Source organism: Synechococcus sp. UW179B (assembly GCF_900474245.1).
GTDB lineage: Bacteria > Cyanobacteriota > Cyanobacteriia > PCC-6307 > Cyanobiaceae > Synechococcus_C.
In genome coordinates this window covers 1-23,096 of the sequence record NZ_UCNZ01000007.1, presented here as the reverse complement: position 1 = coordinate 23,096, position 23,096 = coordinate 1, and the positions used below count along the sequence as shown (strand labels likewise).

The 23,096-nt window shown below is 54.8% G+C and carries 20 protein-coding genes, 1 tRNA gene and 1 pseudogene; 13 read left to right on the top strand and 9 right to left on the bottom strand.

What is annotated here, in order from left to right; genetic code table 11:
* Nucleotides 1–3 precede the first annotated feature (3 nt).
* The 4 genes from DXY38_RS03915 to rpsT form a co-directional block, all read right to left on the bottom strand.
* Nucleotides 4–1,908: a DNA-directed RNA polymerase subunit gamma gene (locus DXY38_RS03915; RefSeq protein WP_115070564.1), complete on the bottom strand. Its 1,905-nt coding sequence runs from the start codon at nt 1,906–1,908 to the stop codon at nt 4–6.
* Nucleotides 1,909–1,955: 47 nt separating this feature from the next.
* Nucleotides 1,956–5,249 (bottom strand): DNA-directed RNA polymerase subunit beta, encoded by a 3,294-nt coding sequence (gene rpoB / locus DXY38_RS03910; RefSeq protein WP_115070563.1) that lies wholly within the window; start codon nt 5,247–5,249, stop codon nt 1,956–1,958.
* 274 nt (nt 5,250–5,523) lie between these two features.
* The gene (locus DXY38_RS03905; protein WP_170952845.1) at nt 5,524–6,309 is read right to left on the bottom strand and encodes a TatD family hydrolase; all 786 of its coding nucleotides are present in this window, start codon (nt 6,307–6,309) and stop codon (nt 5,524–5,526) included.
* A 50-nt stretch (nt 6,310–6,359) separates the two neighbouring features.
* A complete protein-coding gene (gene rpsT, locus DXY38_RS03900) occupies nt 6,360–6,659 on the bottom strand; it encodes a 30S ribosomal protein S20 (RefSeq protein ID WP_115070620.1) in 300 nt (99 codons plus the stop codon).
* A 147-nt stretch (nt 6,660–6,806) separates the two neighbouring features.
* On the opposite strand from rpsT, the gene hisD reads away from it, so the two are divergent.
* Nucleotides 6,807–8,090 (top strand): histidinol dehydrogenase, encoded by a 1,284-nt coding sequence (gene hisD / locus DXY38_RS03895; RefSeq protein WP_115070619.1) that lies wholly within the window; start codon nt 6,807–6,809, stop codon nt 8,088–8,090.
* A 6-nt stretch (nt 8,091–8,096) separates the two neighbouring features.
* On the opposite strand, the gene rpiA is transcribed toward hisD, so the two are convergent.
* Together rpiA and DXY38_RS03885 are read right to left on the bottom strand one after the other, a co-directional pair.
* The gene (gene rpiA, locus DXY38_RS03890; protein WP_115070561.1) at nt 8,097–8,813 is read right to left on the bottom strand and encodes a ribose-5-phosphate isomerase RpiA; all 717 of its coding nucleotides are present in this window, start codon (nt 8,811–8,813) and stop codon (nt 8,097–8,099) included.
* Nucleotides 8,814–8,850: 37 nt separating this feature from the next.
* A complete protein-coding gene (locus tag DXY38_RS03885) occupies nt 8,851–9,981 on the bottom strand; it encodes a trypsin-like peptidase domain-containing protein (protein ID WP_115070560.1) in 1,131 nt (376 codons plus the stop codon).
* Nucleotides 9,982–10,122: 141 nt separating this feature from the next.
* Between DXY38_RS03885 and DXY38_RS03880 the strand changes: the two genes are divergently transcribed.
* The 10 genes and pseudogenes from DXY38_RS03880 to DXY38_RS13965 all read left to right on the top strand — a co-directional run.
* Nucleotides 10,123–10,395, top strand: coding sequence for a hypothetical protein (locus DXY38_RS03880; protein WP_115070559.1), 273 nt, complete (start codon nt 10,123–10,125; stop codon nt 10,393–10,395).
* An 8-nt stretch (nt 10,396–10,403) separates the two neighbouring features.
* Nucleotides 10,404–11,402 (top strand): extracellular substrate binding-like orphan protein GrrP, encoded by a 999-nt coding sequence (grrP, locus tag DXY38_RS03875; protein WP_006854371.1) that lies wholly within the window; start codon nt 10,404–10,406, stop codon nt 11,400–11,402.
* Between the two features lie 38 nt (nt 11,403–11,440).
* Complete coding sequence (gene grrA, locus DXY38_RS03870; protein ID WP_115070558.1) at nt 11,441–11,755, top strand: GrrA/OscA1 family cyclophane-containing rSAM-modified RiPP; 315 nt, start codon at nt 11,441–11,443, stop codon at nt 11,753–11,755.
* Nucleotides 11,752–12,900, top strand: a complete 1,149-nt coding sequence (gene grrM, locus DXY38_RS03865; protein ID WP_115070618.1) for a cyclophane-forming radical SAM/SPASM peptide maturase GrrM/OscB — start codon at nt 11,752–11,754, stop codon at nt 12,898–12,900. Before grrA ends, grrM begins: the two co-directional genes overlap by 4 nt.
* Nucleotides 12,901–12,916: 16 nt before the next feature.
* Nucleotides 12,917–13,438 (top strand): hypothetical protein, encoded by a 522-nt coding sequence (locus DXY38_RS03860; RefSeq protein ID WP_038014467.1) that lies wholly within the window; start codon nt 12,917–12,919, stop codon nt 13,436–13,438.
* A 114-nt stretch (nt 13,439–13,552) separates the two neighbouring features.
* Complete coding sequence (gene rimP / locus DXY38_RS03855; protein ID WP_115070617.1) at nt 13,553–14,020, top strand: ribosome maturation factor RimP; 468 nt, start codon at nt 13,553–13,555, stop codon at nt 14,018–14,020.
* Nucleotides 14,021–14,076: 56 nt separating this feature from the next.
* On the top strand, nt 14,077–15,531 hold the full coding sequence (gene nusA, locus DXY38_RS03850) for a transcription termination factor NusA (protein WP_006854376.1): 1,455 nt from the start codon (nt 14,077–14,079) through the stop codon (nt 15,529–15,531).
* Nucleotides 15,528–15,809, top strand: coding sequence for a YlxR family protein (locus DXY38_RS03845; RefSeq protein WP_006854377.1), 282 nt, complete (start codon nt 15,528–15,530; stop codon nt 15,807–15,809). Before nusA ends, DXY38_RS03845 begins: the two co-directional genes overlap by 4 nt.
* 62 nt (nt 15,810–15,871) lie before the next feature.
* Nucleotides 15,872–19,246, top strand: coding sequence for a translation initiation factor IF-2 (infB, locus tag DXY38_RS03840; RefSeq protein ID WP_115070557.1), 3,375 nt, complete (start codon nt 15,872–15,874; stop codon nt 19,244–19,246).
* A pseudogene (locus tag DXY38_RS13965) lies at nt 19,246–19,806 on the top strand (low-complexity tail membrane protein); the annotation flags it as partial. The gene infB and the pseudogene DXY38_RS13965, both read left to right, overlap by 1 nt.
* Before the next feature lie 210 nt (nt 19,807–20,016).
* Here the strand turns inward: DXY38_RS13965 and DXY38_RS03830 are convergent.
* Nucleotides 20,017–20,175: a photosystem II assembly family protein gene (locus DXY38_RS03830; RefSeq protein WP_371410988.1), complete on the bottom strand. Its 159-nt coding sequence runs from the start codon at nt 20,173–20,175 to the stop codon at nt 20,017–20,019.
* Nucleotides 20,176–20,309: 134 nt separating this feature from the next.
* On the opposite strand from DXY38_RS03830, the gene DXY38_RS03825 reads away from it, so the two are divergent.
* Nucleotides 20,310–20,382, top strand: a tRNA-Thr gene (locus tag DXY38_RS03825).
* Nucleotides 20,383–20,510: 128 nt separating this feature from the next.
* Here DXY38_RS03825 and DXY38_RS03820 read toward each other — a convergent pair.
* Nucleotides 20,511–20,981: a phosphoribosyltransferase family protein gene (locus tag DXY38_RS03820; RefSeq protein WP_170952844.1), complete on the bottom strand. Its 471-nt coding sequence runs from the start codon at nt 20,979–20,981 to the stop codon at nt 20,511–20,513.
* 207 nt (nt 20,982–21,188) lie between these two features.
* Here DXY38_RS03820 and DXY38_RS03815 point away from each other — a divergent pair, with 207 nt between their 5' ends.
* Complete coding sequence (locus tag DXY38_RS03815; protein ID WP_115070553.1) at nt 21,189–22,460, top strand: DUF389 domain-containing protein; 1,272 nt, start codon at nt 21,189–21,191, stop codon at nt 22,458–22,460.
* A gap of 11 nt (nt 22,461–22,471) precedes the next feature.
* Here DXY38_RS03815 and DXY38_RS03810 read toward each other — a convergent pair whose 3' ends face one another.
* Entirely contained in the window at nt 22,472–22,978 is a 507-nt protein-coding gene (locus tag DXY38_RS03810; protein WP_244279001.1) for an HIT family protein, read from the bottom strand.
* Between the last annotated feature and the right edge of the window lie 118 nt (nt 22,979–23,096).

The following is a 23,096-nucleotide window of genomic DNA, read 5'->3' as shown; positions in this document are numbered from 1 at the left end:
GCTTCAGGTGGCTGCCACCGCGTCGATGATCGTGTAATTCATCACCACACGTCCAACGGTCGTCAGGATGTAACGGCTGATCAGAGCGCCGTCTTCGTCAAAGCGGTCACGGCGATACGTCCATTGTTCAAAACGAGTGCCATCACTGAGGGTTTCGCTTTTGATGGGCTCTTCACGCTCGTCTTCGTCATCAACCTCACCGTTAAACCGAACCCAAACCCAGTCATGCAAGGTGATTCGATTGTCTTCATAGGAATGAATCACATCTTCAAGACTGGAGTAAGTGCGAGAGCGATCACCAAACTCAATCGGATGCATGTGGGGCTGCAGAGCCGTTAAGTAATAAGAACCAAGCACCATATCTTGGGATGGCGTGATGATCGGATCACCAGTGGCTGGAGACAGAATGTTGTTGCTCGCCAACATCAACATGCGGGCTTCCGTTTGTGCCTCGATAGCGAGTGGCACGTGAACGGCCATCTGGTCTCCATCAAAGTCAGCGTTGAACGCGGGACAAACGAGGGGGTGAAGTTGGATCGCTCTGCCATCCACCAATTTGGGTTCAAACGCTTGAATTCCTAAGCGGTGGAGCGTGGGGGCTCGGTTCAGCATGATTGGGTGACCGTCGATCACCTCCTGAAGAACCTGCATCACTTCATCATCAGCGCGCTGAATCAGCTTTTTCGCTGCCTTGATGTTGTTAACGATGTTTTGACGAATCAGGCGATGAATCACAAACGGCTGGAAGAGCTCGATTGCCATCTCCTTGGGCAAACCACACTGGTGCATCTTCAGCTTGGGTCCCACCACGATGACGGAACGACCGGAATAATCAACACGCTTGCCAAGCAAGTTTTGGCGGAAACGACCCTGCTTACCTTCGATAATGTCGCTTAATGACTTAAGCGGGCGATTATTAGCTCCAACAACAGTTCGACCACGTCGGCCGTTATCAATTAAGGCATCAACCGCTTCTTGAAGCATCCGCTTTTCATTGCGAACAATGATCTCCGGAGCAAGGATTTCCTGAAGACGGGCTAGACGATTATTGCGATTAATAACCCGCCTGTAGAGATCGTTGAGGTCAGAGGTCGCAAAACGTCCACCATCCAACTGCACCATTGGGCGCAGATCTGGCGGAATGACGGGGATCGCATCCAACACCATCCAATCAGGACGAGCGTCAGTCGCAATGAAATTATCAATCACCCGAAGGCGCTTAATCAGTTTGGCGCGTTTTTGCCCCTTACTGCCAGCAATCTCTTCACGTAACTGTTCAGCAACAGCATTGAGTTCGAGATCTTCCAGCAGCTGCTTCAGCGCCTCAGCACCAATTCCAACAACAGGTTCGTTCTCAATTTCTGAATCTTCTGCATAAATCTCGTCTTCAATTTCCAGCCACTCATCTTCCGTAAGCAACTGCTTGTACTTCAGATCTTTGTGATCACCCGCATCGAGCACCACATAGCAGTTGAAATAAACAATCTGCTCCACATCCCTAAGAGGCATGTCCAAGAGGATGGCCACATAACTGGGGATCCCTTTGAGATACCAAACATGGGAGACCGGGGCTGCCAACTTAATGAAGCCCATGCGGTGACGTCGCACCCGGCTCTCGGTGACCTCAACGCCACAGCGCTCACAAACGATGCCGCGGTGACGGACACGTTTGTATTTACCGCAATGACATTCCCAATCCTTGGAGGGACCAAAGATCTTTTCGCAGAACAAGCCGTCCATCTCCGGCTTGAGCGTGCGGTAGTTGATGGTTTCAGGCTTGGTCACTTCTCCAACCACCTGTCCATTCGGCAAGGTGCGCTGACCCCACTCCATAACCCGATCGGGTGATGCGAGTGTGATTTTGACGTAGTCGAAGTGGTTCTCTGTACGTAGATTACTGTTGGTCATTGGCGTTTAAGAAAGAAGGCGGTTGTGTCGATTCGTTCGTTGATCCGTCAGTCCTCTTCGTAATCCGCGACGCCTAGGGATTCGTACGTAGGCCTGCTTGGGGTGCTGCGGCGTGGATTCACGTCTTGCATCAGGTCCACTTCCTTGCCCTCATCGGTGAATACAGCGATATCAAGTCCGAGAGACTGAAGTTCGCGCATCAAGACCTTGAAGGACTCGGGTGTTCCAGGACGTGGAATCGGCTTGCCTTTCACGATCGCGTTGAGAGCTTCATTACGGCCCTGCATGTCGTCCGACTTGACCGTGAGCAGTTCTTGCAAGGTGTAGGCAGCGCCGTAGGCCTCAAGGGCCCAAACCTCCATCTCACCCAAACGCTGACCACCTTGCTGGGCCTTACCACCCAATGGCTGCTGAGTCACCAAGGAGTAAGGGCCGGTGGAGCGAGCATGGATCTTGTCGTCGACGAGGTGGACCAACTTCAGGAAGTGGGCATATCCAACTGCCACAGGTTGATCAAAGGGTTGACCAGTCCGTCCATCTCTGAGCAGGAGCTTTCCTGGATTTTCCGGGTTGAAGACCCAATCTTTTCCTGGCTGACTCGCCGCTTCCTTGAGATAAGCCTGAACAGTTTGTTGAGACTTCTCAGCGCCATACATCTCATCGAACGGAACGATTTTGACGCGGCAATCAAGGTGGTGAGCAGCCCACCCCATCAGCAACTCGAACACCTGCCCCACGTTCATACGACTCGGAACTCCCAAGGGATTCAGACAGATGTCGACTGGAGTGCCATCGGGCAAGTAGGGCATATCTTCACGGGGAAGGATGCGGCTGATGATGCCTTTGTTGCCATGGCGACCAGCCATTTTGTCGCCAACCTGAATTTTGCGACGCTGGGCGACATACACCCTCACCACCATGTTGGCGCCAGGGGGCAATTCATCTCCCTGTTCACGCGTGTAAATCCTTACGTCGACAACACGACCGCGTTCAGTGCTGGGAACGCGCAAAGAGTTGTCGCGAACATCACGAGCTTTTTCCCCGAAAATCGCGCGAAGCAATTTTTCTTCAGGGGGCTGGTCGGATTCACCCTTCGGCGTCACTTTGCCAACAAGAATGTCTCCACTCTCTACAAAGGCTCCGATACGAATAATCCCCATCTCATCGAGGTTACCGAGACTTTCTTCGGCAACATTAGGAATTTCCCTAGTAATCTCTTCAGGGCCTAATTTAGTTTGACGAGCCTCAATCTCATACTTCTCAATATGGACAGAAGTATAAAGATCATCATTCACCAAACGCTCACTCACAAGGATTGCATCCTCGTAGTTGTATCCCTCCCAGGGCATGTAAGCGATCAGGACATTCTGGCCAAGAGCAATCTCTCCGCCTTCACAGGCTGAACCATCGGCAAGGACTTGGCCAATAATGACCGGATCACCCTGTCGGACGATGGGACGCTGGTTCAAACAGGTGTCTTGATTGGAGCGCTGATATTTCTGAAGGAAATGGGTGTGGTCATAGCCCTCTTCATCACGCACCACGATCGCTGTCGCATCGACGAAGGTCACGGACCCATTCACCCGTGAGATTGGGACCATGCCTGAATCACGGGCCACCTGAGTTTCAAGGCCAGTGCCAACGAGTGGACGTTCTGGACGGAGCAAAGGCACCGCCTGACGTTGCATGTTGGAGCCCATCAAGGCACGGTTGGCGTCGTCGTGCTCCAAGAAAGGAATCAGTGATGTCGCCACCGAAATCACTTGGACAGGCGACAGCTGCACGTAATCGACCTGCTCAGGCGGAACTTTCTCGAAGTCCTGCCGGTAGCGAACGGGAATGAGCTCAGCCAAGATTTGGCCATCCGCATCGGTCGCAACGTCACCGGGAGCGACGCGGCACTCATCTTCAAGGTCCGCAGAGAGATAAATCGGGTCTCCGCTCTTTTGAACAACTCCGTTCTCGACTCTCCAGAACGGAGTCTCAATGAAGCCATATTCATTCACTCGGGCATGGGTCGCCAGAGAGTTGATGAGTCCAGCGTTCGGGCCTTCTGGGGTCTCAATCGGGCAAAGACGACCGTAATGAGAAGGGTGAATGTCCCGTACAGCAAAGCCTGCGCGTTCACGGGTGAGGCCACCTGGACCAAGCGCCGAAATCCTGCGCTTGTGCGTGAGCTCAGCCAAAGGATTTGTTTGATCCATGAACTGGCTCAACTGGCTGGAACCAAAAAACTCTTTGATCGCTGCCACAAGAGGTTTGGGATTCACCAATTGAGCGGGAGTGAGCGAGTCGGTTTCCCCAACCGTCATCCGCTCCTTGATGATCCGCTCAAGACGGTTCAAGCCAACGCGAACCTGGTTCTGAAGAAGCTCTCCAACAGAACGAACGCGACGATTACCCAGGTGATCGATGTCGTCAAGACTTGCGCCACCCACATCAAGCTCGAGATTGATGAGGTAATCGAGGGTCGACAGAACATCCTCATGCGTGAGGGTGCGAACCGAGTCGGGAATCGTGAGCCTTAGCTTTTTGTTGATCTTGTAACGGCCGACGCGACCAAGGTCGTATCGCTTGGGGTCAAAGAAGCGGGTTTGCAACAGCTGTTGGCCACCACTCACAGAAGGTGGTTCACCTGGTCGCAGCTTTTTGTAGAGCTCAAGGAGCGCTTGATCCTCAGAACTAATGCCTTCGTCGTTCGCAGCCTCGATCGATTTCTTGTAGTACTCGGGATGCCTGAGCTTGTCGACAACATCGTTGTCAGACAGTCCCATCGCACGCATCAACACGTGGGCATTGATTTTGCGTGTTTTATCAACGCGAACATGCAAGAGATCGTTTTTATCGGTCTCAAACTTCAACCAAGCCCCACGATTGGGAATAACGCTTGCGTTGTAAGTACGACGGCCATTCTTATCCTGCTCATCCTTAAAATAAACGCCAGGACTACGAACAATCTGATTAACGATGACTCGCTCAGCACCATTAATGATGAACGTTCCACGTTCAGTCATTAATGGGAGTTCGCCAATAAAAACTTCTTGCTCCTTGATCTCGCCGGTTTCCTTATTAACCAAACGGCAAGTTACATACATCTGAGATGCAAAGGTCGCATCACGACGTTTTGCCTCTTCCACATCGTGGCGAGGACGCTTCAGGCGATACTCACTGCCTACAAAATGCAGTTCTAGCTTGCCGGTGTAATCCGTAATAGGCGAGAAACTCTCCAGTTCCTCGATCAGGCCCTTATCCAGAAACCACTTAAAACTTGCCCGCTGCACCTCCACCAGATCGGGCAGGTAGGTGACGGTCTTGGCGACTTGAATCGCGCTGCTGCTCATGCGGAGACCTGCAGTTGAAAAGTGGGAACAAAGGCCTGAAGGATCGTCAAAGATTCAGAAAACCAAAATCTCCTCGCTACAAGAACAGGCAGCCATCCCAATCAAGGAACGACTGCCATACTCCGTGGCTTTAGAGGTTTTTGATCTGAACAGATGACGTCGTCAATGAACCGGAAGGAAATGGACGCTTCTGGGGCCGAAGACACAGGAACTGCATCTTGGCCAGGCCGATTAAATATCTTACACTTTCATGCTGACTCCAAAGGAGCCTTTGTCAGGGAAGCCCGAACAAGCTTCTGGCGTTGGCGGTGCTGGCATCAGCCACTTCAATCACAGTCTGCCCCCTCAGATCGGCCACGCGTTCGGCAACTGATGCCACAAAAGCAGGCTCATTTCTCTTTCCCCGCCGTGGGACTGGGGCCAGGAACGGGCAATCGGTCTCCACAAGAAAGCGATCCTGCGGAACGTCTTTCGCGCAGAGATGCGTGTCGACGGCTTTCGGGAAGGTGACCGTTCCACTGAAACTGATGTAGAAGCCAAACGCGAGAAAAGCTGCCATTTCCGAGGGAGTCCCGCCCCAGCAATGCATCACGCCCCTGGGGCAATGGCCGCGGAGTTGTCTTTCACGCAGTTCAGCCAGCATCGGTTCAGCGGCATCCCGGCAGTGAACAATCACGGGCAAATCAAGCTCCACTGCGAGATCGAGCTGAGGCCTCAACACGGAGAGTTGCTGATCCAGATTCTTGTCTCGAAACAGATCTAGGCCAAGCTCCCCTATGGCCACAACACGAGAATCGTCTTTCGCAGCGGCGCGTAAGACGTCAACGGTATCGGCGGCCCAATGCTCCGTATCGAGAGGATGCACGCCGACGGAGTAACGCATCTCAGGGAAGCGATCGGCCAAAGCACGAATCGCCGGAATCTCTGAAGGCTCCACGCAGGCATGCAACAGAGAAGTAACCCCGGCCTCTCGCCATCGGGAAGCCACCTCATCCAAATCGTCCTCAAACGTGCGAAAGACGATGTGACAGTGGCTGTCGATCAGGGTTGGAGTGGACATCAGATCAGGACCCGAAACGCGCCTTCAGGCCCCATTGTGCCGGGATGGGATCAGCTAACGCTTGGCTCGATAGCGCTCTTGACAGCCGTACTCAAACGAGACTTTTGATGCGCTCCGGTGTTGCGGTGCATCACACCACGCTTGACCGCTTTATCAATTTTGCTGAATGCTGCATTGAGGCTGGCGTTCAACGTGGTTTTGGCCTCATCGCCTGGGGCCTCGCTGTAAGCACTGCATGCAGTGAAACAGCGCTTCATGAGGGTACGCAGCGCTGATTTATACGCCTTGTTCTGTAAGCGATTGCGCTCGCCGATCTCGACGCGCTTTTTCGAAGACTTGTTATTGGCCACAGAGCCGGATTTCAGTTCAACAATCCGTGACCATAACCCACCGCGCTGCAAATCATCGAGCAAATGGTTCAAGGGCCACTTAGTTTGAGCAAGAACGACGATGAGGTGACGACAGTGCTGAGCAATGAGCATCCGCCTGCCGGTCTCATGCGCTGCATCAGCACCGCTGCGCAAGCCGAGCAGGAGCTCGATCGGATCGCGACCAGAACCACCGGAGCGACCCAACGCGAGGCGGAGCAACGGGTCCAAGAGATTTTGGAGCAGGTCAAGAGGGATGGAGACCAAGCTCTCATCAGCCTCACAGAGCAATTTGACGGCTTCCGCCCAGAACCTCTTCGCATCGATTCAGACCTACTGGAACAAGCCTGGAAGGACACCCCTGTCAATCTTCGCGATGCCTTAGATCTCGCGCACCGACGCATCCAAGATTTCCACCAGCGGCAACGTCCCACTGATCTCAGCGTTTCCGGGGTTCACGGAGAGCAGCTCGGTCGACGTTGGCGCCCAGTTCATGCAGCCGGCCTCTACATCCCAGGGGGTAGAGCGGCCTACCCCAGCACGGTCTTGATGAATGCCGTGCCAGCCAAAGCTGCGGGCGTGAAGCGAATCGCGATGGTCACCCCTGCTGGGGCCAACGGATTGATCAACACCACCGTTCTGGCAGCAGCTCACATCGCTGGGATCCGCGAGGTGTATCGAGTGGGCGGTGCACAAGCGATCGCAGCTCTCGCCTATGGAACAGACACCGTCCAGAAGGTCGATGTCATCAGCGGACCAGGAAATCTTTTTGTGACCTTGGCCAAAAAATCGGTCTATGGCCAGGTGGGGATCGATTCTCTGGCAGGTCCGAGTGAAGTTCTGGTGATCGCTGACCAAACAGCAAAACCAGAGCAGGTGGCGGCTGACCTCCTAGCTCAGGCAGAACACGACCCGCTTGCTGCCGCCATCCTTCTCACCACGGAAGAGGAGCTCTCTCGTTCCGTCCCAGAAGAGATTGAACGTCAGCTTGCCTCCCATCCACGCGAAAGCATTTGCCGACAGTCCTTAAGCCAATGGGGGCTGATTGTGATTTGCGACAGCCTTGAAGATTGCGCCAGTCTCAGCGATCGCTTCGCTCCAGAGCATTTAGAACTCCTGGTGGAGCGACCAAGAATGATGGCGGATCGCATTAACCATGCAGGTGCCATTTTTATTGGCCCATGGAGCCCAGAGGCTGTCGGGGATTACCTAGCAGGGCCCAACCACACACTCCCCACCTGCGGCGCCGCCCGATTCAGTGGGGCACTCAGCGTGGAGACATTCATGAGTCACACCTCCCTGATCGAGTTCAACAAGGAAGCCCTTGATGCAACCGGGGTGGCGGTGGAAACCTTGGCCATGAGCGAAGGTCTCCACAGTCATGCCAATTCGGTGCGGATCCGGCTTCAGTGAGCAGCGTTAACCCACACGCTCCAAGCTGCGGACTCCGGCAACGCCGTCACTGATTTCACCCACCAGCACTTCGTCAGCCAGGTTGACGAAGAGTCCGTTCTCCAAGACACCTGGAAGGTTGTTGATGTCTCGCTCGAGAGCAATCGGATCAGAGATTCCAGCATCAAACCGAACATCCAGAACAAGATTGCCCTGGTCGGTCACCACAGGGCCCGCTTTACGCGTTGCCATTCGGAGCTCTGCAACGCCTCCCATGGATTTCAGACGGGATTGAACTTGCACCCATGCGCCTGGAAGCACTTCAACAGGCAAGAGGAAGTCGAGATTTAAACGCTGCACAAGCTTTGTGGAATCAACCACGACGATGAACCGTTCGGCGCGGTCAGCGACCAGCTTCTCTTGCACATGGCATGCTCCACCACCTTTGATGAGTTGGAAAGCAGGATCCACTTCATCGGCACCATCGATCGCCAAATCGATGCGATCAATCGCGTTCAAAGCCCGCAAAGGAATCCCCAACTCAGCAGCAAGAACCTCGCCTTGAAACGACGTGGTCACGCCGACAATGTCATGAAGCTCTCCTGCTGCCAGTCGCGCCCCGAGGCCTTGAATCATCAAAGCGGCAGTGGAACCCGAGCCGAGGCCAACCACCATGCCGTCACGAATCTGTGCAACGGCCGCCTCCGCGACGGCCTGCTTCATTTGAGTTTGGAGATCCGACATCGATCAGCTGCTGAGGGCGAGACGGTAGCAAGAGTTCTCAGCTCATTCCTGGCAAAGGAGCCGGTTTAACCGACAGCTGCAGATCTCCCCCATTGCGCAGAATCTGCAACAGCAACGGCTGATCAATTTCCGCTTGGTCCACCTGTTTCAACAAATCCTGGGGATCTCGGATGGTGTCTTCTCCAGCATGAACAATGAGATCACCGCGCCTTAACCCGGCACGTTGAGCAGGGCTGTCGGGCAGAACCGATTGCACCAAGGCACCAGAGCGTTCCGGCAATTCAACGAGAGCATTGGGATCACGGTTGTGATCTCGCGCGATACGAGCGGTGAGAGGCACAAGTTGGACTCCCAAATAAGGATGGACAACCTCACCATCTTTTTGGAGTTGCTCAGCCACTCGGGAGGCCAAATTGATCGGGATCGCGAAACCCAATCCGGCCCCAGGACCAGAGCGCACCAGCGTGTTGATCCCAATCACCTCCCCGGTTGCATTCACCAGGGGTCCACCGGAATTTCCAGGATTAATCGCGGCGTCGGTTTGGATCAGATCGAGACGCTTATCGGAAAAGCCGAGGCTGCTGATATTGCGATGAAGACTGCTGACAATGCCCAACGTGACCGTTCGTTCCAGGCCGTAGGGAGTGCCTAACGCAATGGCCCAATCACCAACTTCCAAGGCCTCAGAGTCTCCCAACGTTGCCGGAGAGGGCAGAGCCCGACCAGACAGACGGACCAGCGCGAGATCGGTGACAGGGTCTTGACCAATCACTTCCCCGTCTCTCTGTTCCCCATCAGACAGGGTCACATTGACAGTGCTGACTTGATCAACGACATGGGCATTGGTCAACACCAGGCCACGGCCATCGATCACAACCCCTGACCCCTGACCCCGCTGACGCTCAGGGCCAATCCCATAGCCGGGTTCTCCTAGGAGGTCTCTCAGGAGAGGGTCAATCAAGTTCGGATCAAAAGGCTGCCGTTCGATCAAGCGTTCGGTGTCAATCCGTACCACCGACGGTGCTACCTCCCGGACGGCGTTAGCAACAAAACTGTGGCCGCCAGCCGTAAACGAGAGATCCGCGGCCTGAGCGGGGAGGCCGCCGAAGCAAGACATGACCAGAAGGGCTGTCAGGCAACAAAAGCGAATCATTTTCAAAACCTTCATGCCGTCGGCCAAGAATCATGAATACATAAGAATCGTCACGCTAGTGGCCCCGCTCACGGGAATGAAGCACGCGCATCAGGCAACTCACTTGAAGAAGAAGCACGGCATTAGTTTGATCAACCCTTGCTTCATTTGAGAGCCATGACCGAGTCGTCAAACGTGCAACTCCGATGCGAGCTCTGTCAGATCGAGATCAATGAAAACGCCGATCAGGGAGACGAGGTCGTGTTCAGTCGTGGTGCCACCGGAAGCCGCAGCAAACTTTGGGCACGCGTGTGTCAGTACTTAAAAACAGACGAGCAAAAAGCAGCTTGTATCAACCAAGACGCAACCCAACGAGGCAGCGAGAAGCCTGGTGATCGCTACGAAGAAATCGCTCCTGTTGAAGTCGGAAGCACACAGGCTTCAAACTGATCCCGATCGTGCATGATCCAATCCTTGACTGGCACACTTCCCAAATTCGTGTCTATTACTACCGTCAGATACGTCACCAACTCTCGATCATGCGCTTGTTTAAAGCGGCCGCTACTGGCCTGATCGCGCTCACTTCGATTGGCCTTGTGGCCTGCCAAAAGTCAGCTCCCACCAGCGACAAAGGAGCTTCAAGTCAGGCAGGCAATGTATTCGAGACAGGAAAGCTCAGGGCGGTCGTCCTTGACAATGTGCTCCCCATGGTTGACGAGAAAGATGGGAAATATGAAGGCCTTTCTTTCGTCGTGCTCAACGCCATCCGCGATCAGCTGAAATCAGCGTCGGAGAACAAGTCCGATGACATCGTGATCGAGCCTGTTTCCATCAAGTCTGCACAGGATGGACTGAACAAAATTCGTTCCGGAGAAGCCGATATTGCATGTGGCGTTGCCTTCACATGGGAACGACAAAGAACGCTTACTTACAGCTTGCCTTTCGCAACAAGTGGCGTTCGTGTCTTAGCCCCTAAAGGCAATGACGGAACACCGGAAAGCCTCAAGGGCAAAACGATTGGTGTCGTGAAAGACACGGCAGCAGCAGCCGTGCTGGCTAAATCCGTTGATGATGCCCAATTCCAATTCTTCTCAACCCCCACAGAGGCCCTTGCAGGTCTTAAGGACGGAACCGTTGAATTCCTGGGTGGCGACAGCCTCTGGCTAAAAGCAAGCCGTCAAGCCACAGCTCCGGATGCTGATCTTGTCCCCACATTCCCTTACGCAAGATCCAGCGTGGGCTGTGTTGTCGCGAACACCACTCCTCACCTTCTGAATTACAGCAACTTGGCCATCGGTCGCATGCTGACCGCTTATGTGGACGACAACAAAGACGTACGCACAGCCGTCAATCAGTGGATTGGTCCTGATAGTCAGGTTGGACTGAGCGAAAACATGATTGGCGATTTCTTCACCATCGTGCTCGCAACGACAGCTGAATTGTCCAAAGGCTCCTGAGCCCTAGTCCCTAACTCCACTCACATTTCACGTCACCCATGAACAAAACAACCCTGCTGAGCATCGCTGCAATCCTCGCCTCAAGCTCAGTGCTCACTGACGCCTCTCACTCCGCTGTTCTTAGTGAGCCCGATCTCGGGAATGCTCTTGAACAGCGCATTGAAAAACTCTCCAATAACGCCTGGGCACGCTTGGAGACCAGTGATCACAACAACGGCCAGTCCATTGCCCGCGCTTGGGGCAACGGCAACGGCCGTGCTTTCGCCAACGGTGGTGGTGCTCGTCGAGGTTTCGCTAATGGCAGCGGCGGCGGCTTTGGCAATGCCTATCGCGCAGGTTTCGCCAATTGGTGAACCACGCTGATTACGGACCCATTGGCCTCTTGGTGATTCAGGCCACATCACTCTGCAATCTCGATTGCAGTTACTGCTACTTGCCTGATCGCCAAAAACGCCGGATCTTTGATCTCAATCAATTACCTTTGTTGCTGAACAGGGTGTATGAGAGTCCCTTTTGGGGCCCTCATCTTTCAATCCTTTGGCACGCAGGCGAGCCCCTGACGTTGCCCTGCAGCTTTTACGACGATGCCACTGCCATCGTGCGTGAGCAAACGGCTGAGCTGCAGGAGCAAGGGGTTCAGATTGAGCAGCACGTGCAAACGAATGCCACGCTGATCAACGACGCCTGGTGTGAATGCTTTAAACGCAATCGCATTGTTGTTGGGGTGAGTGTTGATGGACCGGAAGAGATCCACGACTCCCATCGCCGATTCCGGAATGGGAAGGGCTCTCATGCTCTAACCATGCGTGGCATTCGCAAGCTTCAAGAACAAGAAATTCCGATCCATGCGATTGCCGTACTCACCAGTGCTGCCATGGAAGATCCAGAGAGGATGTACTCCTTTTTTCGGGACAATGGGATTCATGATCTCGGCTTCAATGTTGAAGAGCAGGAAGGCGTCAACGCCAGCTCTTCCATGCAAGGAATCAGCCGAGAAAAGCAATATCACCACTTTTTAAAATGCTTCTGGGAGTGCAATCAAAGGGACGGTTTTCCGATTCGACTTCGTGAATTCGATCAAATCACCGAGATGATGATCAGTGGTCAAAGACTGCTTCAAAACGAAATGAATCGCCCATACTCGATTTTGAGTGTGGATTCAGCCGGCAATTTTTCCACGTTTGACCCTGAACTTTTATCCGTTGAAACCCAAAAGTATGGGTTGTTCAACTTAGGCAATATTCGCGATCAATCTCTTGTTGCAGCCACTGAAAGCGAGACATTTCAGCAATTGCTTCAAGACATGACAGCGGGGACAGCGCTTTGCCGCGATCAATGCGATTACTACGGCTTTTGCGGAGGCGGAACTGGAAGCAACAAGTATTGGGAGCATGGAACCTTGGCCTCAAGTGAAACCTGCGCCTGCCGCTTTTCAACCCAAATCCCAGTGAAAGTCCTTCTCGAACAAATTGAAGATCAGGGTGTAAAAGCACCCTAATTATCCAACAGCCAATATGTTTTCTCTGGCACGCAAAAGCCGTCGATCCACATCAGCCATCGGCGTGATCGCGGCTTGCTCAACGCTCATTTTTGCTCACGCACCAACTGCTCAAGCAGGTTGCACGTTCCTCATGCCAATCGGTGGCAATGGCGACGGCCCCAAGCCCTACATCGTCAAAAAGAAAGTTGAGCGTCCGAAGGGCCTCATCGGGAAAGCGGTGGGTCGGACTAACTGGAACACCGATTTTGTGGTGAATCAACCTTTTGCCTCTTACAAACTCTTCTTCACAGCAGATTCAACGGATAGCAACCCTGGCTCTTACCCAATCGAAGCCTTCCTGAAATTTTCAGACGGCAGCAATTTAAAAGTTGTCAACGAATTCATGAAGCCACCAACGGGCACGGGAGCCCAGTTCGGTCCATTTCAGTCTCCTTCCGGGAAGGCCGTGAGCCAAGTGAATTTCAGAATTGGCGCCAACAACGATCCTGGGGCGACCGGATTCAGTTATCGCATCTCCGTACAGGGCTGCGACTGATGGAGGAAGGGGCAATCAACTACATTGTTGATCGGCTTGGTGAGTTCCTCTTTTCAGGGGGGTGATCGCAGTATCAACCATCGGGCCAATGCCCGACTCTCCCTCCGATTGTCCTTGCCCCATCCTCTGCTACCAGCACTCAAGGAATTGGCCTCTGCCACAGCAGTAGGCCATGGATTTGAGTTGGCTGACTTGCAGGTCTTAGCCCACATGCAACCCATGACGGTGCAGATCCAAATTCGCCGTTCCAGCGGAGAGGATGTGACCCTCGATGATTGCGCCGGTTTCAGTGCACCGATGGGACAAGCCCTCGAGAATTCTGCTGTTCTCAGCGAGGCTTATGTCTTAGAGATCAGCAGTCCAGGGATCGGAGAACAGCTTCAGTCGGATCGCGATTTCCAGACTTTTCGTCGCTATCCAGTCGACGTGATTCACCGTGATACCGAAGGAACTGAGCAGAAACATTCCGGGACCCTTTTGGAGCGAACGGAAGACCACGTCAAGATCAGTATTCACGGGCGAATTAAACAGTTTTCGCGAAGCTCCATCATTTCTGTAGAGCTCACCAGTCCCACAGGCTGATTCTTTAAGCCTCTTTCCAACCTCACTCTCCTCCAAGACTTTCATTCCCGTCCTCGATGGCTCTCGTCCTTCTCCCCGGCCTCAGCAACCTGATCGAAGACATCAGCGAGGAAAAGAAACTCGCCCCTCAGGTCGTTGAAGCTGCCTTAAGGGAAGCCCTCCTCAAAGGCTACGAGCGCTATCGGCGCACACTGTATTTAGGGATCAGTGAAGATCCTTTTGACGAGGAGTATTTCAGCAATTTTGATGTCGCCCTGGATCTCGATGAAGAGGGCTATCGGGTCCTCGCCAGCAAAATCATTGTTGACGAGGTTGAAAGCGAAGACCACCAGATTGCCTTAGCCGAGGTAATGCAGGTGGCTGAAGACGCCCAGGCCGGCGATACCGTCGTCCTGGACGTCACGCCCGAGAAAGAGGATTTCGGTCGCATGGCAGCTGCTACGACCAAACAGGTGTTGGCGCAAAAGCTGCGTGATCAGCAGCGACGCATGATCCAAGAGGAGTTCGCTGATCTTGAGGATCCAGTCCTGACCGCACGCGTGATTCGATTCGAGCGTCAATCGATCATCATGGCCGTGAGTTCAGGCCTCGGCCGCCCCGAAGTGGAGGCTGAATTACCCAGGCGCGATCAGCTCCCCAACGACAACTACCGAGCCAACGCCACCTTCAAAGTCTTTCTTAAAGAGGTCAGCGAGGTGCCACGCCGTGGGCCTCAACTCTTTGTGAGTCGAGCCAATGCGGGATTGGTGGTCTACCTCTTCGAGAATGAAGTTCCTGAAATTCAAGAGGGCTCGGTACGCATCGTTGCTGTCGCCCGTGAAGCCAATCCTCCATCGAGGTCGGTAGGACCTCGTACCAAGGTGGCTGTCGACAGCATCGAGAGAGAAGTCGATCCTGTTGGAGCTTGTATCGGAGCCCGGGGCTCGCGCATTCAACAGGTCGTGAATGAACTCCGAGGCGAAAAAATTGATGTCATCCGCTGGTCCCAAGACCCCAGCCAATACATCGCCAACTCGCTGAGTCCGGCGCGCGTTGAAGTGGTACGTCTTGTGGATCCCGAGGGGCAACATGCCCATGTTTTAGTGCCACCCGATCAATTGAGTCTTGCGATCGGACGAGAAGGCCAAAACGTTCGTCTTGCCGCTCGATTAACGGGTTGGAAAATTGACATCAAAAATTCAACGGAATACGACCAAAGCGCAGAAGATGCTGTTGTTGCTGAGCTCATCTCCCAAAGAGAAGAGGAAGAAGCCCTTCAACGCGAGGCGGAAGAGCGCCTAGCCGTTGAACAGGCCGCCAGGGCCGAAGAAGATGCTCGACTTCGTGAGCTCTATCCCCTCCCTGAAGACGAGGAGGGATACACGGAAGATGGAGAGTATTACGAAGAAGCTGAAGCTTCAGGAGAAGAGCCTGTCGCCGAAGCCAGCGAGGAGTCAGTCGAGACAACGGACACCGAGCTCGACTCTGAGGATGCCCCCAGCACAAGCGATGACGAGGAAGGAGCCCGGTGAACGTCTCGCGCCCCGTCCTCCGTCGCTGTGTCGCTTGCCGTCAGCTTCTTGATCGAAGCCTGCTTTTGCGAGTGATTCGTGACCATCAGGATGGGGTCCTCCTCGATCAGGGGATGGGCCGATCGGCCTACCTCTGCCCGACTGAGGCCTGTTTTGAAGAGGCACGCCGCCGCAAAAGGCTTCAGAAATCCCTGCGTTGCCAGGTTTCTGATGACTTACTAACGGCGCTGCAAGAGCGGCTCACCGAACCTCGTGTAGCAGCCGCTGAGGCAAGATGAACATTGGCACCACGTGTGTGGAGCCCCGAGGCACACCGTGCCCGGACCGACCGGAGACCTGAATGACCAGCAGCGGCAAAGTCAGAATTTATGAGTTGTCCAAGGACCTTGGCTTGGAGAACAAAGATGTCCTGGATGCCGCCGAGAAGCTGTCCATCGCGGCAAGGAGCCATAGCAGCTCCATCAGCGAAACAGAAGCCGGCAAAATCCGAAGCCTTTTAAAGCAAGGTGGGAGCCCAGTTGCGTCTGCTCCTGTCAAGCCCGCGCCTGGAAAAGCAATTCTCTCGGTCAAAAAGGCATCCAGCCCAGCAGCCCCGTCGATGCCCAGCAAACCTGCGGCTCCTACGGCAGCAAAACCATCTCCGAAACCTTCTGCACCTTCACGACCAGAGGCGCCCCTGCCCTTGATCGTGCAGAAGCCCGTGTCGCGTCAAGCCGCACCACAAAAACCGGTGAGCCGACAAAGCGCCCCCGCACCGTCTGCACCCACGCCACGGCCCAAGCCCGCGGTCGCTCCTGCGCCCTCAGCGCCCAAGCCCTCATCCCCTGCGCCGACAGCTTCTGCTCCATCAGCTCCTGCAAGGCCTAGCTCGGCCAGACCGACACCAGCCCCTGCCCGACCCACAGGCACTGCTCCAGTGAAGCGCCCTGGCAGTGAAGCCAGTAGCCCAAGACCAACGGCTCCTCCAGCGCGTCCGCAACCGAAAGCGCCAGTCAACCGAGGGGCACCACAGCGCCCTGCCCCCAAACCAGAACTCGTGGGCCGGCCACAGCCCAAGCGTGCTGCACCTGGTGCCCCCGTGCGTCAGATCGGACAACGCCCAGGAGTGAGTCCTCGGCCAAGCGGGCCTCCGGGTCAGCGGGCAAACATGCCACAACGCCCAGCAGGTGCTCAACGTCCTGGGGCCCCAACACGACCAGGAAATGCCCCATCGAAGCCCGGGCAACCCCGCGCAGGTGCGGGATCAATTGAATTGGTCGGCAAACCCATCCGCAGAGACGGCAGCAATGATGGCGCCGGTGGCCGTGGCGATGGACAAGGGCGTCCCCCTGGTGCAGCCAGACCTGGAGCCCCCCGTCCCGGTGGCATGCCTGGGATGCGAAAGCCGGTGGCCCCCGGTGAGCTCATGCAGCTCCAAAAACCGAACAGCCGCCCATCAGCACCACCGCCGAGACGCGTGGATGGCACTCCTGTCGCCACCAGAAGCGGTGGTGAAGCGGCCGCTGGAGGAGCCAAAGCCACTCCTCCTGTTTCCCGTCCTACCGCCACTCCCCCATCAGCGCCCAGGCGTCCAGGCTTCAGACCTGGCCCAGGCGCTGGTGGTCAGCGCAGGCCTGGACGGCCTGACTGGGATGACAGCGCCAAACTGGAAGCGCTGCGCAGTAAATCGCCTCAGAAACAGCGCCAAAAGGTTCACATCATCGGCGAAAACGATGATGCCCTAACCGCTGAGACCGGAGGATTCGCTGGTGAACGCCAGGCGATGGTGCTATCCGCCAGCTTGGCCCGTCCCTCCAAGCCAAGGACCAAGCACAAGCCAGCGCCCAAGCCAGTTGCTGCTATCAGGAAGCGGCGCAAGGAAACCGCACGTCAGCGTCAACGTCGCCGCGCGATGGAGCTGCGTGCAGCCAGAGAGGCCAAGCAGGTACGGCCAGAAATGATCGTGGTCCCCGAGGACAATCTCACGGTCCAAGAGCTCGCTGACATGCTCAGTATCGAGAGCTCTGAAATCATCAAATCCCTGTTCTTCAAGGGGGTCATTGCCACGGTCACTCAGACCTTGGACATGCCAACCATCGAAGCTGTGGCACAAGAATTCGGCGTGCCTGTACTTCAGGACGATGTCGAAGAGGCGGCCAAGAAAACCGTCGAGATGATCGAAGAGAAAGATCTCGAACATCTCATTCGCCGTCCCCCTGTCGTCACCGTCATGGGCCACGTCGACCACGGCAAGACCAGCCTCCTCGATGCGATCCGTCAAGCCCGCGTCGCCGCTGGAGAAGCCGGTGGCATCACCCAACACATTGGTGCTTACCAAGTCGAGATTCAGCACAACGACGCCCCTCGGAAGCTCACCTTCCTGGACACTCCTGGTCACGAGGCGTTTACCGCCATGCGTGCTAGGGGCACCAAAGTCACTGACGTTGCCGTCTTGGTGGTTGCGGCAGACGATGGGGTGCGTCCTCAAACCTTGGAAGCCATCAGCCATGCACGAGCGGCAGAAGTGCCGGTTGTTGTGGCGATCAACAAGATCGACAAAGAGGGAGCCTCCCCCGATCGCGTCAAACAGGAACTGTCCGAACAGAACCTGCTGGCGGAAGAATGGGGAGGCGATGTGGTGATGGTGCCCGTCAGTGCACTCCGCGGAGAGAACATCGACAAGTTGCTTGAAATGATCCTCCTCGTCACCGAGGTTGAGGATCTTCAAGCCAACCCCGATCGCCTTGCTAAGGGCACTGTGATCGAGGCCCATCTCGACAAGGCCAAAGGCCCTGTGGCCACGTTGCTTGTTCAAAACGGCACATTGCGCACGGGTGACGTGCTCGCCGCAGGCCCAGTTCTGGGCAAAGTGCGCGCCATGGTGGATGACGGAGGCGGCCGCTTGAAGGAAGCAGGTCCTTCCTGTGCTGTGGAAGCCCTGGGCTTCAGCGAAGTGCCCACGGCAGGCGACGAGTTTGAGGTCTATCCCGATGAGAAGTCAGCACGCGCCGTGGTCGGCGATCGTGCTTCCGATGCCCGTGCGAGTCGTCTGGCTCAACAGATGGCCTCCCGTCGCGTATCCCTCACAGCCATGTCTGGCCAAGCGAAAGAGGGCGACCTCAAGGAGCTCAATCTCATTCTCAAGGCCGATGTTCAAGGCAGTGTGGAAGCGATCCTTGGCTCGCTTGAACAGCTACCGAAAGACGAGGTGCAGGTCCGTGTGTTGCTGTCCGCTCCTGGCGAAGTCACAGAAACGGACGTGGATCTAGCGGCAGCCTCTGGCGCTGTGATCGTGGGCTTCAACACCTCGATGGCATCAGGCGCCAAACGGGCGGCGGATGCCAACAGTGTTGACGTTCGCGACTACGACGTCATCTACAAGCTGTTGGAGGACATCCAATTGGCGATGGAAGGTCTCCTCGAACCAGAACTTGTTGAAGAATCCCTTGGAGAAGCAGAGGTTCGAGCCGTTTTCACGATCGGCAAGAGCGCTGTGGCTGGTTGTTATGTCACGACCGGAAAACTGCAACGGAACTGCAAGGTACGGGTGCGTCGCGGCAAAGAAATCGTCTTTGCTGGAGACCTCGATTCCCTACGTCGCAACAAGGACGACGTCAAGGATGTGGCCACAGGCTTCGAATGCGGTATCGGCTGTGATCGCTTCGCCAATTGGAAGGACGGCGACGTTGTTGAGGGCTACAAGCTCGTAACCCAGCGCCGCAAACTCGCCACCTAATGTCACCTCGCAACGAGCCGCTTCTCTGGCTCCAGTTGGTGGCGATAGGAGCCATCCCACTGGAGCTACAGCTGCTTCGCTTGATCCTGGCTGGCTCGGATCTTGGTCCGGTGCCCTCGGTTGAACGTCTTCTTTGTTGGGGAATCGCCGTTGTTGCGCCTGCCGTCTTGCTGTGGAAACGGCCTGTTGATTGGGGCTCCCTGCTCCTTGTGCGTCAACCCCTCAAAGGGCGAACCAGCTGGCAACGAAAAATCAGTCAATTCCAAGAGAACTTGCTCTTAAAACTGGTGGGAGCAGCAGGGGCTGTTCTTTTGCTCGCCGTGTTCTGGTGGATCGATCGATCCTCGCTGCTCATTGCGGATTTTTCGCCTTTCAACAGTGGCTATCGCCTTCAAAGTCTGCTGATTGCAACCCCACTGCTGGCAATCATTATTTGGCAATGGCATCAGCTGGTCCAATCAATCTGGCTTCTCACCCGTCCTCCGACAGCCATTGAAGGGGCTGCAGCGATGACTGACCGACAACTCGAAGAGGCAAGGTTTTCACTCGGCTTGGATCTTCTTCGCCTTGAGACCTTGGATTGGCACACTCCGGATCGCAAGACACCAGCAGTTGATGAACCGAAGGAACCTCAAAAGACCATCGAGACGCCTCCAGCTCCTGAGCCATCGATGGAGGCGGAGGAAGAGGAACTCTCAGATCATGACTCCAACGCCTTGAACGACGCAAACGCAGAAGAACTGAATCTCCCTACCGCACCAGACTCAGGACTACCGCGTGCGATCGAACCAGAGCAAGCTGCCGAACAGAACGACAGCACCGATCTGGATCCCCAGGTCACTGAGGACAACAGTGTCTCCAGCGGTGACCTTGAAGGTCATGACGAACAAACCAAGCCCGCCGGAAGCGAAGAGAGCGACCCAGAGCAAGCGCCTTAGAGAACGCCAGGGAGTGCGTGCTTCCTGGAGCAGCCGCGCCTTCAATTCTGGATCCAACTGTCTTTGTGAGTCGCGGTCGCTCAAACCCTGTGCTGCGCAATGCCAAATGTTAAGTTCCTAAAGCTGCCGATGTAGCTCAGCTGGTAGAGCAACGCTTTCGTAAAGCGTGGGTCGCCTGTTCAAGTCAGGTCATCGGCTTAAGACATCCAGCCAGTTTCAGCAAGAAAACCTGCTGTAGCTGGTTTTTTATGGCTCGAACCCGCCTAAGAGCAACATCAAAACTGATGTGCGTTAGCTGATGAGATCCCATGAACCTATTCACTCGCTTATTCACGGCCTACGAATTCAGATCCATAGGAATAGCGCGCATTGACAGGAACCCCAGCCTGACAAAGAGGACAGTCATCAGCCGACCAGGACGGGAGGAGGACTTCATCTAAAAAAATACAATTTTCTGCCCCAAGATCTACCGCCCCAACATTGCCCCTATTCACATACATTGCAACACCCATTGGATGGCCGCCTGACTGAACAACCGCCTCATACGTAAGACGAACTGAAAATCCAGTATTAACAACATCGTCAACAATCAGGACAGATTGACCTCGAACGATCTCATCATATCCCCGCTTAATTTCAAACCTTTCTGTTTTCCCTGCGTCATCAAACACACGTTCTGCAAATACGCAACGAGCCTTAAGAGCCAAGGCCACATATTGGGCACAAATAACACCACCAATCGCAGGACCACAGATCCAGTGAGGCCGAAAACCTCGATCTTGAATGTCTTCGCCCAAGAGTTGACCACGACCAACAGATTGGCAAACGCCACACGGTCTTACAAGAACGTGCGAGCAAGAACCAAAGCGATGGCCAGAAAACCGCTGCTTCGGCATCACTCCCTTTGTAGGGGAGAGAGCTTGATCGAAGAATCCAGATCCATAGCGATGCCTTGAGATTGGCGCCGACGTGCCATCAAACTGAAACCATCCACACCAGAGTTCATGGCCAGCATCGAACCCAGCAAGCTCGATCGCATGCACCGCAGCTTCGGGAGAGATGCAGAACTCGATGAAGTCTTCATCGTGCTGAGTGTCGGCGCAGGGCTGATCGCAACTCTGGGTTTACTCGCCGACAGCCCTGCCGTCGTGATCGGCGCGATGGTGGTCGCTCCATGGATCATGCCGCTCAGAGCCGCCGCCTTTGCCGTGCTCTTTGGCAACATCCCCCTGCTCACTCGTGCGTTACGGACGTTATTGGTGGGAGTCTGCGCCACCACCGTCCTGTCACTTGTGCTTGGGAAGCTGGCCGGATTGCCTCAATTCGGCTCGGAGGTAGCCGCGCGGACTGTGCCGAACCTTCTTGACCTAGGGATCGCACTTGTAGCCGGTGGACTGGCCACTTACGCCAAGCTTCGCAGTGATGCCGTGAGCTCACTGGCAGGAACGGCGATTGCCGTTGCGCTTGTACCGCCGGTCTGCGTGATGGGCCTTCTTCTATCCCATGCGTACTGGGAGGAAGCCTTTGGAGCGGGTCTCCTATTTGCCACCAACCTTCTTGGAATTTTGACGGGGGGATTGGTCCTCATGGCCTGCAAAGATTCTTACTTTCGCCAAGAGCTCAGGAGAAGCCATTTAGGAGCCGCAAGCTTTGCGCTCACCGGTTTATTGCTGATTCCCCTAGGAACCGGTTTTATTAATCTCCTTGACCAGGCAAAACAAAAAAATACACGCGAATCAGTGGAAAAGACCATTGAACAATTTCTGACGCGCGAGACTGTGACCTTTGGAGATAAAAAGAAAGTTTACATCGAGAGAATTGATATCGACTGGAATCAAAACCCACCGGTCGTCCTAGTGATCGTGCGTGTTGCAGACCCAGAACGTCCCACATTCAAACAAGTTTCAGCCGTTCAAGAAGAGATCAACAAACGACAAGGACTGCGATTTCGACTTGTCGTTCAACGCACAGCTGTTGACATCATCGGCCCCAAAGAACAGCCCAATGCTCAAAGCCCAATCTCCAAGCAACTGATCGATTCAAAGATTCAGCTAATTGATGAAACAAAACCTGTCAAAGACAAGAGGCCCTTCCGACAAGTCCCCCAAATCGAACAATTGCCTTTTCTTGACAACATGCAATCCTTTGAGAAGGGAACGAAGGACGAGAAGGAAAAAAGCAAGGAAAGCAACCTCAACTCAACCTCTGAGCTTGAAGAAATCAAGGCTCCTGAGCTGCCTCTTGACAGTCAAGCTGCTGATAAAAACTTAGATTAATTTCGGCTGTCTCAATTTATAAAACCCTCCTGAGATTGAAGGCGAGCGGCTGCAAGGAATTCTTCAACAGATTCAAACGGAACAGGCTGCTCTCGCCCAGTTTCTACATCGCGGTAGAGATCAGCCACACTCCATGCGGCACTGCGCTGATCTGCCTGGAACCGTGGGATTAGATGCAAGTGGAGATGGCGCGCTCCCTCCCCGAAGGCAATGGCATAAACCCTGTCGCAGCCAGTCACCGTCTTAACAAGTTTGGACGCTTGCTGAACAACGCTTCCCCATTCATCCGCTTCATCGTCCAGAAAGTCGATCGGTCCAGCGAGATGGCGACGCGCATCGAGCAAACACCAACCAAGCAGCGGGGAAGGGTGCGGATGATGACGCAGCAACCAACGGCGATTGCGCCAAATCTCGAGGTCGCGAAGACGTTCCACGCTGGCGTGAAGCGCACAAATCGCACAGCGCTCTGAACGATCCACCGAATCATCAGAGGACGATGTGCCGGAATGGATTGCCATCACTTAAGGATTGAGATCGCTCCATGATCCTGATGGAAGGACGGTTGTATGCCACAAAACCCCAGGCACAAAAAAGCCCCCTCGTGAGAGGGGGCTTTCTAGTTCAGTTGATCTGAAC

Coding starts and splice junctions, on each gene's coding strand:
- rpoB (WP_115070563.1), bottom strand. CDS start 5,249: ATGAGCAGCAGCGCGATTCAAGTCGCCAAGACCGTCACCTACCTGCCC.
- DXY38_RS03860 (WP_038014467.1), top strand. CDS start 12,917: ATGTTTTCTCTGGCACGCAAAAGCCGTCGATCCACATCAGCCATCGGC.
- DXY38_RS03815 (WP_115070553.1), top strand. CDS start 21,189: ATGGCCAGCATCGAACCCAGCAAGCTCGATCGCATGCACCGCAGCTTC.
- infB (WP_115070557.1), top strand. CDS start 15,872: ATGACCAGCAGCGGCAAAGTCAGAATTTATGAGTTGTCCAAGGACCTT.
- DXY38_RS03885 (WP_115070560.1), bottom strand. CDS start 9,981: ATGAAGGTTTTGAAAATGATTCGCTTTTGTTGCCTGACAGCCCTTCTG.
- DXY38_RS03810 (WP_244279001.1), bottom strand. CDS start 22,978: ATGGCAATCCATTCCGGCACATCGTCCTCTGATGATTCGGTGGATCGT.
- DXY38_RS03905 (WP_170952845.1), bottom strand. CDS start 6,309: ATGTCCACTCCAACCCTGATCGACAGCCACTGTCACATCGTCTTTCGC.
- DXY38_RS03880 (WP_115070559.1), top strand. CDS start 10,123: ATGACCGAGTCGTCAAACGTGCAACTCCGATGCGAGCTCTGTCAGATC.
- rpiA (WP_115070561.1), bottom strand. CDS start 8,813: ATGTCGGATCTCCAAACTCAAATGAAGCAGGCCGTCGCGGAGGCGGCC.
- nusA (WP_006854376.1), top strand. CDS start 14,077: ATGGCTCTCGTCCTTCTCCCCGGCCTCAGCAACCTGATCGAAGACATC.
- grrA (WP_115070558.1), top strand. CDS start 11,441: ATGAACAAAACAACCCTGCTGAGCATCGCTGCAATCCTCGCCTCAAGC.
- hisD (WP_115070619.1), top strand. CDS start 6,807: ATGCGCTGCATCAGCACCGCTGCGCAAGCCGAGCAGGAGCTCGATCGG.
- DXY38_RS03915 (WP_115070564.1), bottom strand. CDS start 1,908: ATGACCAACAGTAATCTACGTACAGAGAACCACTTCGACTACGTCAAA.